The organism is Streptomyces sp. NPDC045701, from assembly GCF_056432045.1.
On sequence record NZ_JBWKJV010000074.1, the window covers coordinates 1 to 13,396 of the forward strand.

A 13,396-nucleotide genomic window follows, 5' to 3' on the forward strand; every position below is an offset into this window, starting at 1 on the left:
ACTGGTCCTCGTCCGCACGACGGCCTGCTGATCACCCACCAGCCGAACCACCAGGCCAAGACGGCCCGACCTCAATTTCCCCCAAGGTCGTAAGGTGTCGGGCATGGTGGCCCGGCCGCGGCGCTACCCATCGGACATGACCGATGGTGAGTGGGATGTCATCAGCCGGCGGCTGCCGCTGCCGGCGTGGTTGTGGGGCCGGGGCGGCCGGCCCGGGGTTCACTGCCGTCGGGTGATCGTGGACGCCATCCGGTACGTGGTGGACAACGGCTGCAAGTGGCGGGCTCTGCCAGTGGACTTCCCGCCATTCAGCACGGTCTGCAAGTTCTTCCTGCGCTGGACACGTTCCCAGGCGGTGGACGAGCTGCACGACTGGCTGCGCGACCAGGTCCGCCGCCGGGACAATCGCGACCCCGAACCGACCGCCGCGGTCATCGACTCGCAGTCGGTACGGGCCGCAGAGACCGTCGGCGCCACGAGCCGGGGCTTCGACATGGCCAAAAAGACCAACGGCCGCAAGCGTCACATCGCGGTCGGCACCCTGTGGGCGCGGCGGCAAGCCAGCCAGCCAGTGCGGGTTCGTGCCGGGCCCGCGCTTCCGTGGTCCCGCGGCAACTGACCTGTTTTTCAGGGCTGTGCGGTGGCCCGTCGGCGGGCAGACTTTTGTCCGCCGCGGTGCGATGCGCTTTTTGCGGTGCCGCCGGGCGCGGCTGGGCCGGTGGTGAACGATTGGCCTGGGCCGTTCGGCGGGGCGGGGCAGCCGCCTTTTTGCCCATCCGGCCGGCAGTGTGCCCACCGGAGAGATGAAACGTTGACGAAGCAAACAGCATGTCTCCTCGGGAGGGAAGCAGAGTGTCGTTCAGGCGCCCGTTGGTGATTGCTCTTTCAGTCACTGGGATGGTTCTCTTCGCGTGGCCGGTCCCTTCAGCTGCGCAGCCGCGCCAGCTGGAGAGTGCCGATGCAGTCACGGCGCAGGCATTGACAAACGGGTATTACATCGTGAATCACACGGACGACACCCTCACGCTGGAGAACATTCGCTATCTCGCTACCTACGACGGCGCCAGGCCCATGCCTATAACAGGTGTCCGGGTGGGTGATCAAATCCCTCCCGGAGCTTGGCACTACTTCGAAGTCGACCGGGGAAGTTCTTACCGTGACAACTATGCCCTTGATTTTTCCGACGCCGTCGGCGGCAATTATTCTCTGATCGCCCGGTCAAACGTCTGGGGGTACGACTACTGGTCGGATGCTTACACAAGCGGGACTGCCAACACGGTCACGGTGACCGGTCATGCTGCAGCGGGAAGCCAGACCATTTTTGAAGTCCGTTCGTGATTAATGGCGGTGCGATCCGGACAGGTGCAGGGCTGGAACAGTTGCGGTGCTGATGCCACTGGGGCTGCTGGCAGCTCTGCTGGTCACCGGATTTCAGGGGCCAGCTGGTTCAGCACTGGTTCAGCAGAGCCGGGGGCTGGTTCACGTGCACGTTACTGCTGTTGCAGTCTGTCTCGATGGTCACAGGGATACGGCCGGCCATGATTGCGGCAAGGTTGTATCACGCTCCGGGCCGGAGAACCGGGTTTCGGGCTCCAGGACGCAGAATGCTGTCTGTCTGCCGGTATTTGGGCTGCAGAACAAGTTGGCCATCTCTGCCGGGTTACGCCTCCGGGAAGCAGCTCAGCACGGTTCTTGCTCTGGGGATACTCGTCTATGATCGATTCCAAGTCAGCGGTCGTAGTCGATCAGTGAGCGGAGGACGGGCTGGCCAGTGTGGTCGTTGTGCCAGATCGCGGCGGTCAGTGCGAGGACCCGCTGCATGATGCAGGTGATTACGTCGGCGGGTGTGCGGCCTCGGTGCTGTTCGAGGTTGAGTTGGCCCTTGAAGGTCTCGTTGACCGACTCGATGCCCTGTCGTTAATGGGCTGAGCAGCTGAGCGCCGGGCCGTTCCGGCTCGCCCTTGCGGCCGGCCGCAGCAGCTGGATCGTGCTGCTCGGCCAGCTGGTGCTCGAAATCACGGCCGAAGTACTTCTTGTCGCCGATCAGTGTCTGTCCAGGGCGGGCGGCGGTCAGGTCCCGGTTCGGCGGCGAGCAGGTCCAGCACGGTTTCGCTTTCGTCGGCCTTGGCACCGGTCGGGGGGGGACCGTGACGGGCAAGCCTGAAGGGTGCAGACCGAGTGCAGGCGCAGGCCCCAGAAGGAGCGGCTGTGGCTGGCGCAGTACCCGTACTCAGGGTCTGAGCGTTGACGGTCTCGCGAGAACGGCCGCATTCCACCGGGGTGGAGTCGACGATCCACACGTCGGTGCTCCACGCGGAGGTGTCGGTGGCCAGCAGCCGCGTGACCCGCCGCAGCAGCTCTGCGGCCCTGCGCAGGCGCTTGTTGTAGCCGGGCTGCTGGGGCAGGTACGGGAAGAGGTGCCTCAGGTTTACGCGGGCGTGCCGGAGCCACCTGGCCTCGGAGGTGAAGCCGAGCATGGCCCGCATCATCGCCAGCGTGACGAGTCCGGCGTCGGTGAGCTGCGGGGCGATCCCCGCCGCCGGACGCCACGGCGCCATTTGCGGGCGGCTTTCAGCAGGTCGTCGGTCTTCACATAGAGTCCCGTCGCGTGGCCGCTGGCCGGGGCGGGCACGACAAGTTGCCGGCCGGTCCCTGCGCAGGCTTGTCCTGGGCAGGCGCAGGGGCGCGGCCTCACGCGGGTTGGGTCACCGGCGGTGAGCTTCTTGCAGAGCAGCGCGAGCGGTGTCGGGATGCAGGAGCACAGCGAACTCGAAGAACGCCAGTGTTATCACGTCAGCCGGGGTGGGCGGTCTGCTGGGCAGGGTGCGGCTGAGGGCGAGGCTGGCCGCTCCGCGGGCGATAATGCGTTCCCGGGCTGCGTCGTCAAGGGTGGGGTCGCTGAGCGCGGTCAGCACCTCCCGCCACAGGCTCACCGCTCCGCCTTCCGGGCCCGGAGCGGGGGCGCTGCTGTCCGCAGTGGAGGCGAGCCGTCCGTGCCCGCGCACGGCTGGCAACGGGGCTTCAGGGGACCGCAGCTCTGCCCGGAAGCGGCCGCCAGGGCTCCGCGGGGGTTGGTGTGGTGCTCGGGCAGAGGAGTCATGCTGCCACCCTAAGCCTGCGGGAAGAGCGTCAGGCCCCGCCTGGGGAAATCTCCTGGCTGGCTGCTTCATTACGGCTGCGGAGGGATACCGGGGGGCACACCGGCCGGGCCCGGGTTCTGTGCGGGCCTGGCAGGCATCAGGGCAGCCGGGTGCCGTGCCGGAGCCGGCTGTCAGGCACCGTGCCTGGCCGGGGGTCTGCGCGCCAGTCACGGCCCGGTAGCGGTTCCGGGCTGCAGATGCCCCGCCGGTGGCCCGGTGCCGTCCGGGATGCAGCGGCGGTGTGGCGCAGGGTGCGTGACTGTGCCGCCCCGTAGCGCTGTGGAAGACCTGGGAAGCGGGCCACTTGCTGTGGGTGCGCGGCAGGCAGGAGGCAGGCAGACTGTAAGGGGCCTTTTGTTCCGGGTGTCCGTGTTTTGCAGGTCGCGGGAAGCACCGGGTGCCGGGGACGGCACGGGCAGCCGCCTGCCGGGAAGCGGCGAGGCGGCATATGTGTGCCGGTTATGGCTGCGTGACCCGGAAACACCTCTCCCAGCGTGGCCGGGGCAGGTGGTGACGGGGGCAGACGGAGCAGGTGGTGAAGGGCTGTGGAGAGCGATGGCGGTGTATCGGTTGAGGTGACGCCATATGGTTACGTGGTGTCGTGCAGCCGTTCAGATGTGGTGGGGCGCGGGCCCACTGAGGCGGATGCGTGGCTGGATTTCTGGGGCGCGGTCCGGGCCGACTGCTCACCGCTGCGGAAATCGGTGACAGATCTCGGCGGCCAGATACCGCCGCGCTGGGGGATACGGCTGCGATTGCGCCCGTTCCGGGTGAGGAACCCTTTCTGCTGACCGGTTGTAGTGGGACGCGTCGTTTCTGCGGCAGGGAAATCCGGGGGCCTGAGCCGGAAATGGCCGGGCTGCTTTCCCGGGGAGCACGCTCCCGTGCCCGGGGCTGGATGCCCGGCAGGAGGGGTCTGTCTGTCAGCAGCCAGTGACTGGCCCCGGGTTGTGCAAGGGGGCCTTGCCGATCAGCCGAAAATGTGGCGGACAGCTTCCCGGAATCCGTAGTCAACCAGAGTCACCAGGCCGATCATGACCAGTACAAAGACGATGACCACGAAGGTGTAGGTCATCATCTGGTCCCGCGCGGGCCACACCACTTTGCGCAGCTCTGCCATGATTTCCCGGAGGAAACGCGAGAAACGGCGTACAAGGCCTGCTGGGGCGGAAAACCCCCGCTTGCGTTTTTCCGGGGCTGCCGGTGCGCTCTTTTCATCAGGCTCCTGCGGAGAGCCCTGGCCTCTGGTCAAAGGATGCCACCGATCGGTGCGGGGTTACGGAAAAGTAACTACAGGCCACTCCCTTTGCCCGGATGTTACCCGTGGCGGGGCGGGTGCGCGGCCGGCGGGGCCGCGTACCGGGGGCGGGAGATACAGATGGCGGCGTGTTATGGCGGGATCGGTGCCGACCGGGAAGCGGCCGGGCCATCGGGTGGCCCCGGGGGCTCCGCCCGCCGGGGCCGTGAACCCAGCGGCAGCAGCTGAGCAGCAGGGCAGGGCGCCCGGGAGGAAAAGCCCGCAGTTTTTTCCTTATGCACAAAATGTCCGGATTACCTGCTGGGGGCAGGGCATTACAGGAGCTGGGTCGCTTCGGTCGCTGCCGTTTGTGCTGTATCAGCCTCACCTGCTGGTTTCAGCAGCGACTGAAAAAATTCCGGCTTGCCGGGAGGCGCTGGAGCCGGCTGGAGGGAAGCGCCCCCGCCGGCCCGCAGGCGCGCCTGCCGGGGGGCGCCTGGCTGGCCTGGGGGGCCGGGCCGCTGTCTGTCCGGCCCGGCGCACCAGAGAGTGAGAGGCCGCAGAAGCCCCGGCAGGCCGCCGGGGCTTCGGTTCCTCCCGGCTGGGCTGGGTCCCTGCCGTGTTTTCCCAGGTGGGAAGCGTCTGGTGGGTGCTGTGAGGGACTGTAGGGACCCGGATTCCGGGTTATAGGGCTTTATACGTCCGCGCGTACGGACGCGCGAGATCTTCTACTGGAGCGAACCATAATGGCAACTTTGAGTCGCTTCGGTCCCTGTCTGCTGTGATGAACGGGTGTGACCTGCGCATATGTTCAGGGACCGGGCCAGGGTCCGGGGGTCGTGGCTGCCGCTTCCTGGCTTGTGCGCACGGCCCTGCTGTCCTTCTCCTGGGGGCCAGGCATGCCTTTTCCGGAGGGGGTGACTGTCAGCTGTTTTTCCCTCCTTCTGGCTATGCCGGTGCGGGTGCCGAGACCAAAAACTCTTCATGGTGCGCTCTGTGCGCGCGGGCGTGATGTGCCGGTGAGGCAGGGGGTGGAGGGACTCAAGGGACCGTGGTCCGTATGGGGTGTCCTCCGCGGTTATGATCGCCTCCTTGTTTTGATTCCCGGTCCCTTCAGTCCCTTGGGGGAGGCGCTCTTTGTGCTGGCTGATTCTTTGGCGCTGGAGCGGGGAAGCGGGGACAGGTGCGGTGTCAGGAGCGGCCGGGGGGCCGGCCGGGGCGTTGTTCGGGATGTGGGTGCCGGGCGGATGGGTATGCGGGAGGTGGCGGAGTGGTGTGCGGCACGTGGCTGGCCGGTGCATCCGCTGGTTCCTGGCAGGAAGATTCCGGTTGCTAATTGCGGGCTCTGCCGGAAAGGGGGCCACGGTCCGCGGGGCTGTGCGTGCATTGCGGCGGGACGGTGGTGCCATGGTTTTCACGCCGCGACGACGGATCCGGGCCGTATCGGTCAGTGGTGGGGCCGTGATCCGCGCCTGGGGGTGGGGGTGTCATGCGGTCCGGCGGAGCTGGTTGTGATCGATATCGATGCGCATGCGGTGGATGTGCCGGAGCGGGGGCGGTTGCTTCCGGGGATTGCGATTCATGACCTGGTGGATCTGAGAGGTCTTGCTTCGGGGTACGACACACTGGCTTTGCTGGCGGCGCTGTGCGGAGGCCGGAATCCGGCGGAGGATGAGCAGACTCTGCGGGTGCGGACTCCGTCGGGGGGGATGCATGTGTGGTACCGGCGGGCCCGCGGAGGGGCGGGTTTCCGTTCCTCGGCGGGGTCAGGCGGCGGGAGGGCGCTGGCGTGGCAGGTCGATGTGCGGTCCGGGAACGGCTACATCATCGCGCCCGGTAACCGGACGGCGGCCGGGGTGTATGAGGCGGTGGGCACGGCCCGGGTGCCGGCGCCGCTGCCGGCGTGGCTGGCCAGGGAACTGGCGCGTACCGGTCATGCGCTTCCCCGGGCGGCCCCCCGCCAGGGGGAGCCGCCCGGCGGTGCTGTGCGACGTACGGGCGCTGTGCGGGGGGCAGGGATTCTCGGTCCGCTGCTGGGTGAGGTGCGCGGCTGTGCCGCGTCGGCGCAGGGGATGGGTTTCAGTGAGAAGCTGAACCGGGCCGCTTACACCGCTGGGGGCCTGGTGGGGGGAGGGTGCGTTTCCTATGACGAGGCGGCAGGCCTGCTGGCGGAGGCGGCGGCTTATGCCCGCCCGTGGCAGGCCGGCCGCAGTGCGCGGATCATCAGGGCCGGGCTGGCCGCTGGTGCGGTGCGGCCGCTGGGCCGGGAAGGACACCGATGAGTACAGCCGGTGGCCCGTTCTTCGATGCTGCGGGCGCAGCCCGCCAGATACTGCATCTGGCTATGCAGGACGGCATCACGCTGCCCGTGCACAATCCGCGCGCCACTCCCCCGGCTTCGGTCGCTTCAGTCGCTTCCGTCGCTGGCGCCGGAGCGTTTCCCGGGACGGGGCATGTGCCGCCGACCCTGACTGACCGTGGTAACGCGCGTCTGTTCGTCGAGATGTACCGGGGCCGGTTCCGGCATGTTGAGGGCCTGGGGTGGTTTGTCTGGGACGGTTGCCGGTGGAAGCGCGCAGGGGGGGAGAAAGCCGCTTTGTGGGCGGCAGGGGAAATGGCCGAAGGCATCGCCGAGAGCGACCCGCAGGGCCGTTTCAGTGACCGGGAGCTGGGCTGCCACAAGAGGAGATCGCTGTCGACCAGCGGCCAGAAGGCCCTGCTTGCGCAGGCCAAGGCCAGTCCCGATCTGTCGCTGGATCCTGACACGCTTGATGGTGACCCTTATGAGCTGTGCACTCCGGCCGGCGTGGTAGACCTGCGTTCGGGGCTCCTGCGCTGCGCCGACCCGGGCCGGGACTTCCACTCCAGGAGCACCAGCGTGGGTCCTCAGCCGATGCCGACGCCGCGGTGGCACCGTTTCCTGCACGACACGTTCGGGGAGGGCCCCGAGGGTGAGGAAATGATCGGCTTCCTGCACCTGCTGCTCGGTTATTCCATCACCGGGGATGTGGGTGCGCAGGTTCTGCCGTTCCTTCACGGGCAGGGAAAGAACGGGAAATCGGTCCTGCTGGATGTCATGATCCAGATCCTGGGTGACTATGCGGACGCGGCCCCGCCCGGGTTCCTCATGGACCGGGGTGCCTATTCTGAGCACTCCACGGAACTGACCGAACTGCACGGGCGGCGCCTGGTGGTATGCAGCGAGCTGAAGCCGAATGACAAGTTCGACGAGGCCCGGGTAAGGCTGCTGACCGGCGGGGATAAAATCAAGGCGCGCCGCATGCGGCAGGATTTTTTCTCCTTCACCCCCACCCATCACCTCTGGCTCCTGGGCAACCACCGCCCGGAGGTCTCTACCGGCGGCTTTGCCTTCTGGCGCCGCATCCGGCTCATTCCCTTCGAGCGTGTCGTCCCTGACGCCCGGAAGATCGACAATCTTGCTTTCGAACTGGTACGTGATGAAGGCCCGGGCATCCTGCTGTGGCTCATCCAGGGAGCGCAGCGGTATCTGGAAACCCGCGATCCGCTCTCCGGGCCCGGCCGTGTCCGCATGGCCACCGACGCCTACGCCACCACCGAGGACCACATCGGGCGCTTCCTGGCCGAATGCTGTACCACCGGCTCCGGCCAGGCCGGCGACCTGCGGGTCGAGCAGGGCCAGCTCTATGCGGCCTACAGCGCCTGGTGCGGTGCGGGAGAGGAGATCAGGGCCGCGTCCAAACGCACTTTCGCCCAGCGGGTCCGGCAGGAAATCGGGCTGGCCACTCCGGCCGACATGATCAAGTCGAACGGCCGCAAGTACTATCCCAACATCGCGCTGACAGCCGAATGACCGCCGGCCCGAAGGCGGCCGGCCCGAAAGCCTCCGGGCCGGCGGGCCGCCGTTCTAGGATGGAACACCCCCAGGACCCAGCCGGCCCCGGCAGGAACGGCCCCACGAGAAAGGGCGAGCGGCCATGAGTTCGCTACTGACCGAGAGCGACCTCTCCCACGAAGCCGAAGTGGTGTGGCTGGAAGACCCCGAGAGCTTCGATTACGTACGCCAGGCCCTGGACAAAACCACCCGCAAGGCCAGCAGACCCCCCTACGCACGCCCGGGCCGCATGGTCGGCTACAGCACACTCGGCAAAGAAGCCCCCGCCGACCCCGACAGCGGCCTGTATAAACGGCGTGTCTTCTTCCTCTACCCGCACGACCGGGCCAATGACCCCCATGGCATCTACCGCAATGGCGCGCCGGGCGAAGCTGTCGACCCCCGGACAGTCAGCGCGGGGAAAGTCGGGGAAAAGACCGCCCGCTCTCAGCACGGTCCCGTTCCCGCCGCACCGCTTGCTGCTGTGCGGCCGTGCCGGTCCGCACAGCACACGGCGCCATGCTCTGCAGCCACCCCGTGCCAGGACGGGGCAGCGGGCGGCTGACCCCTTCCCGCGGGTGCCCCCGGCCAGGTGCCGGCTGGTGCGGCTGCCGCCGGCAGCCGGGCGGTCTTGCATCGGAGTGGCCCGGGCCGGGGATACCGGCCGCCGGGATCCCCGGGCCGCTACGGGACCCCAGGGCACCGCGGCCGGCAACCCGGCTCCCCGTGGCTTTCCCCGCCCCACCCGCCCAGCCCTCATAGTCGTGGCCGGCGCAGTTTCGAAGACGCCGTTCCCAGATACTGCCGGCGCCCCCCGTTCCGCAGCCGCCCCGCCCGCTGCCGTCCCTCGCCAGGCAGACGCACCCGCTGCGTTCCCCGGGGATCTCCTCGCTTCCGCCGGCCACCTCGAGGGCCCGCCGCCAGGGTGCGCGGTCCGGGAAGACAGCTCCGGTTCCGCGCGCTGCGCCTCAGCCCGGCGCCCCATTTCGAGTCATGCCGGATCATCGGCGTCGAGCCTGGCAGCAACCCATCCCGGGCCGCAGAAGAACTCACAGTTATGTTTTCGCGGTCCTGCAAGAGGGCCGCTGGCCTCCGGGCCTGGCATGGCTGTTGCCCCCTGTCGAGCGGATGACCTGAGGGGTGGTGTCGCCGGGCCCGTGGGGTGCCGTCGGAGACGCTGATGAGAGACCCGGCCACCGGTCGGCCCGGCGCAAGGCCGGCAGTACGCGGGCGGCAGGCCTGCATAACGTGGATGTGCGAGAACGGCCCCGACGACCAGGCCAGCACGGCACTGAGTGAGTGAGTGGGGGCATGGTGATCGACACCAGCAGCGTGGGCGTCTTCCTCGGGTTTGACGTGGTTGGACGTCGCCCGCCTCCATCGCCGCTGGCCGTCGCCCGCGACACGGGCTGTCAGGGCGCCTGCCTGCCAGGACTTGCCATGCAACGGATCGCCGGCCTCTCCCCGGGCGAGGCGAAGACCGGCGCGGGCCGGCTGATCCGCCCGAAGGCCCCGCGGATGGCCCAACGGCTGATCGACGACGTCTTCACCGCACTCGACGAGCAGACCGTCGTCGTTCCCGGCACGGGCACCCTCCCTCTCTGGCCGCCTCGCTCGCCGCGGTCCATGACCAGCGCCGGGCACTGGAAGCGCAGATCAGCAGCCTGCTGGGGGGCGCCAGCGCGGACCAGCGCGACGAGATGAGCGCCGGTGACCGCGCGCCAGCGGACTTGGGCGGACTCGACGAGTTTGAATACCATGGCGAGGGCGGCGGTAGGGCTGCCGGCGCCGCGGGTGACCTTGGTCCGGAGCTTACCGTGCTGAAGGTCGACTCGATGGGGTTCGTGGTGCGCAGGTGGATCCAGTGTTCGGCGGGGAAGTCGTAGAAGGCCAGCAGCTCGTCCACCTCGCTGGTGATCTTCTTCACGGCCTTGGGCCACTTCGCCCCGTATGCCTTGTCGAACGCGGTGAGCGCCTTCTCGGCGTGGGTGCGGTCCTCAGCGTTGCAGATCTCCTGGAGCGCCTTCCTGGCGCCGGGGTGCGCGGATTTCGGCAGGGCGTTCATGACGTTGCGGGTTTTGTGAACCCAGCATCTTTGGTGCCTGGCGGCGGGGAACACCTCCGCCAGAGCTCGCCACAATCCCATAGCTCCGTCGCCGACAACGAGCATCGGGTCGCGCATCCCGCGCCGGCGGCAGTCCCGCAGTAGATCCGCCCACGACTCGGTTGACTCGCGCAGGCCCTGGGCGATCGCGATGAGTTCCTTGGTCCCGTCGACGCGGACGCCCATCAGGACCAGGAGGCAGGAGTGCGTCTGGGACAGGCGGATCTTGGGGTGGACTCCGTCGGCCCACACATATACGTAACCGGAATCGGCCAGGTCACGAGCCTGGAAGGCGGCATGCTCGGCGGTCCACTGCTTCGTCAGCCGGGTGACCGTGGCCGGTGACAGCCCGGCCGGAGATCCAAGGAACTGCTCCATCGCGGGCATGAGTCGCCCGATGCCAGGCCGTGGAGGTAGAGCAGGGGCAGGACTTCGCTGATCTTTGGGGATTTGCGGCACCACGGGGCCAGGATCTTCGAGGAGAACCGCATCCGTTCGCCGGATGCCTCATCGACGCGCTTGTCGTTGACCCGCGGGACCGCGACCTCGACGGGCCCTGCGGCCGTGGTTACCGTCCGCGGCCGGTGCCTGCCGTTGCGGACCACCAGCCGACGGCCGGCCTCATCGCGCCGGCCGGCGAGTTCGGCTATGTACTGCTCGACCTCTGCTTCCAGGGCGGCGGCCAGCATCCGCCGGGCGCCCTCCCGGACGATCTCGTCTATCAGAGAAGTACCGCTGGCGGTGGTGCCGTCTTCGTTGACTACGCTGAGCACGGGCGTGCCTTCCCGACCCGCGTTCGCAGCGCGGGCCTACTCGGTGACCTTGAGTCGATCACCCGGGAAGGTACGCCCTCCGCGTCCCGCGAGGCACCCCTCCCCAGGCCGATCCACAGGTTCTGAGCACTGCTCCGGCCGGAACCCGCTATGGAGAGACCTGCTGCCAAGGGCCGCAGTTAAAGGTCCTGAACGCGGCATCCGCCGCAGCAACAGTCACCGTCGCAGGGCCCTCGGTCACGTCCCCGGCCAGCACGCCCCCCGACTCCCCGCTGGTGTCTTTCAGCCGTTCCCACACGCACGGCCCCTCCCCTGCGGGCCCTTGTGTGCGATATGTTCCGGCCTGGATGTCATCCCCCACCATGAACGTCCCCTCCCCGGGGATCCCTGCTGCCGGCGGGGAGGGCGGCTGCGCAGCAGTGCCACTGGGTGGCGGGTCAGGCGCGGGGTCGGGCGGCGGCTGCGCCGGTGGTGAAACGCCGGGAGACTCTCCAGGGGAGGGCTGCCGGGGCAGCTCAGAGGGCGCCGGAACCGGTGGCACCATGGGCGGGGAGCCGGCGGGCGTGTCCGGCAGCTCATCCGGCTGCGGCGGCGTTTCAGTGACGGTGGCCGTCACCGTCACCGGCCGGCGACTGTCATCGGCGGGCAGCACCGCAGGTTGCACAGAAGCCCGGCATGCCGAAACCAGCACCGCCGCAAAGATGACGGCACACACCGCTCCAAGGAGCGGTCCCCCTGAGAGCGCATAGCCCGGCAGGCCCAGCTCCTCCAGCCGCCGCACCCACAGCCGGTGACCACCCATCGCCATCACGACCATCTCAGAAGGGCGTTTACCCCTCCCCCAGTCCATCATTTCCGCGGCGGTCATGCCACCGCACCCCCGCGGCAGGGCGCGGTGGCTGAGGAACATCCATACCAGACCGTGCGCAAAGCCCGCCCCGGTCCTGGCAGGCGGCTGCCGAAGCCCCGGCGGCCGGGAACCGGACTGTGGCCGTCCCCCAGACACACCCTGATCTCTGCGGCTTGATACGTGCGGTGACGTTCTCCGGACACTACGTGAAACGGCCCTGCTGTCCGCGGCAACGGGAAGTGGTGTCACCACCGCCGGGCAGCCGCCGGCCGGAAGAGCGCTGACGATGACGGCCGCCCGGCAGCCTGGACCGGTGCCGAACTACGGGATCGCTGCCGGAAAGAACCGCCGGGCGGGCCGGCGGGGCCAGCCTCTGGCATCGGTCACGGGAACGAGACGGCGAAGCCCCGAACTGCTCTGGCGCGCCGCGGCGGCAGAACCCTGGCGGGCCGGGGCGCTGTCCTTGCCCCGCTGGTGCCGCGAGCGTGGCGTGAATGTTCCCCCCGGGCCCGGCACGGTGGCATGACAGCCGCGGAACAGCCGCGGAAATACCCAGTTTCCCCCTCACCCCCGCCGTGCAGCACGGGCCAGCCACTTCTGTACGGCGGTACGTGCCGCACGGGCTCACCAGCGGGCCGTATTGCCACTATGGGTGACACACCACCGGGACGGTCCGTGCCTAACCGAACAAATCCCGCACCCGGATCGTCCGTATCCGCCGTTTGGTGACAACACGGTTTGTCGTCCTCTTGCCGGTGTCAGAGGACGGCATGAGATCTTCGGGAGGTTTCCACCCGGCGCGGAGCGCCGCCTGAAAATCGGTCCAGGCCGCCGACTCGGTGGGGCCATGCCCGACGATGTCGGTCCCGCTGCATCTGACTGTGTAACCGTCCGGCGTGAGCTGAACCGTCACTGGCACTGACATCACCAGCCACCCCGATCCTTTTCCGCAAGGGCGATATACGCCACTACCAGTGTGCCCATGGCGCCGCCCGCTCACCACCGCGTCGCGTCGGGCACGCCGGGCGGCTTGCCCTTGGAGTGGGGATCCCTGGACACCGCCGCAAAGCGGTGACGAGCGTGTGCCGCGCGCCCGTACCGGCGAGCGCGGGCCGGTCGTGCGGCGGCGGGCCATGTAACAGGCGCGGGGCAGACTCCTGGCGCCGCGCCCGACCGTGATCTGTGGCAGGTCCAAGCAGGCTTGCGGGCCGGAACACCTGCGGGTGTGACCGCGTGGGCGACGCCCGATAGCGGCGACGGCAGGGGCTGCCCGGCCAGGTTTCTCAGCAGCACGGCAGCATGCAGCCGCGCGCAGCTCACGTACACTCCCCTGACGGCCCACACCGAGCAATAGTCAAGACTTGTGGATCAGTTGGTGTGGTTCATGCTGCGAGGGTCTCTTCTTGTTCGATGAGGTGGCCCTTTTCGAAGCGTGCGCC

General features: G+C 68.4%; 5 protein-coding genes and 4 pseudogenes. 6 read left to right on the forward strand and 3 right to left on the reverse strand.

Going from position 1 to position 13,396, the window contains the following annotated elements; translation table 11 throughout:
• Positions 1-103: 103 nt before the first annotated feature.
• The gene (locus AC07DW_RS31160) at positions 104-619 is read left to right on the forward strand and encodes a transposase (protein WP_478861018.1); all 516 of its coding nucleotides are present in this window, start codon (positions 104-106) and stop codon (positions 617-619) included.
• A 278-nt stretch (positions 620-897) separates the two neighbouring features.
• Positions 898-1,338 carry a hypothetical protein gene (locus tag AC07DW_RS31165; RefSeq protein WP_478861019.1) on the forward strand — a complete coding sequence of 147 codons (441 nt, stop codon included), beginning with the start codon at positions 898-900 and terminating at the stop codon, positions 1,336-1,338.
• 390 nt (positions 1,339-1,728) lie between these two features.
• Here AC07DW_RS31165 and AC07DW_RS31170 read toward each other — a convergent pair.
• Both AC07DW_RS31170 and secE read right to left on the reverse strand, forming a co-directional pair.
• A pseudogene (locus tag AC07DW_RS31170) lies at positions 1,729-2,632 on the reverse strand (transposase).
• A 1,478-nt stretch (positions 2,633-4,110) separates the two neighbouring features.
• Positions 4,111-4,392 (reverse strand): preprotein translocase subunit SecE, encoded by a 282-nt coding sequence (secE, locus tag AC07DW_RS31175; RefSeq protein ID WP_478861020.1) that lies wholly within the window; start codon positions 4,390-4,392, stop codon positions 4,111-4,113.
• A 1,238-nt stretch (positions 4,393-5,630) separates the two neighbouring features.
• Between secE and AC07DW_RS31180 the strand changes: the two genes are divergently transcribed.
• The 4 genes and pseudogenes from AC07DW_RS31180 to AC07DW_RS31195 form a co-directional block, all read left to right on the forward strand.
• A complete protein-coding gene (locus tag AC07DW_RS31180) occupies positions 5,631-6,659 on the forward strand; it encodes a bifunctional DNA primase/polymerase (RefSeq protein ID WP_478861022.1) in 1,029 nt (342 codons plus the stop codon).
• Positions 6,656-8,209, forward strand: a complete 1,554-nt coding sequence (locus AC07DW_RS31185; protein ID WP_478861021.1) for a DNA primase family protein — start codon at positions 6,656-6,658, stop codon at positions 8,207-8,209. Before AC07DW_RS31180 ends, AC07DW_RS31185 begins: the two co-directional genes overlap by 4 nt.
• 124 nt (positions 8,210-8,333) lie before the next feature.
• Positions 8,334-8,687: pseudogene (locus tag AC07DW_RS31190) on the forward strand (DUF6009 family protein); the annotation flags it as partial.
• A gap of 926 nt (positions 8,688-9,613) precedes the next feature.
• Positions 9,614-9,900 (forward strand): annotated as a pseudogene (locus AC07DW_RS31195) (hypothetical protein); the annotation flags it as partial.
• A 3-nt stretch (positions 9,901-9,903) separates the two neighbouring features.
• Here the strand turns inward: AC07DW_RS31195 and AC07DW_RS31200 are convergent.
• Positions 9,904-11,107, reverse strand: a pseudogene (locus AC07DW_RS31200) (IS256 family transposase); the annotation flags it as partial.
• Between the last annotated feature and the right edge of the window lie 2,289 nt (positions 11,108-13,396).

Excerpts from the sequence above, each read along its gene's own strand:
- AC07DW_RS31160 (WP_478861018.1), top strand. The coding sequence starts at position 104 with ATGGTGGCCCGGCCGCGGCGCTACCCATCGGACATGACCGATGGTGAG.
- AC07DW_RS31165 (WP_478861019.1), top strand. The coding sequence starts at position 898 with ATGGTTCTCTTCGCGTGGCCGGTCCCTTCAGCTGCGCAGCCGCGCCAG.
- AC07DW_RS31180 (WP_478861022.1), top strand. The coding sequence starts at position 5,631 with ATGCGGGAGGTGGCGGAGTGGTGTGCGGCACGTGGCTGGCCGGTGCAT.
- AC07DW_RS31185 (WP_478861021.1), top strand. The coding sequence starts at position 6,656 with ATGAGTACAGCCGGTGGCCCGTTCTTCGATGCTGCGGGCGCAGCCCGC.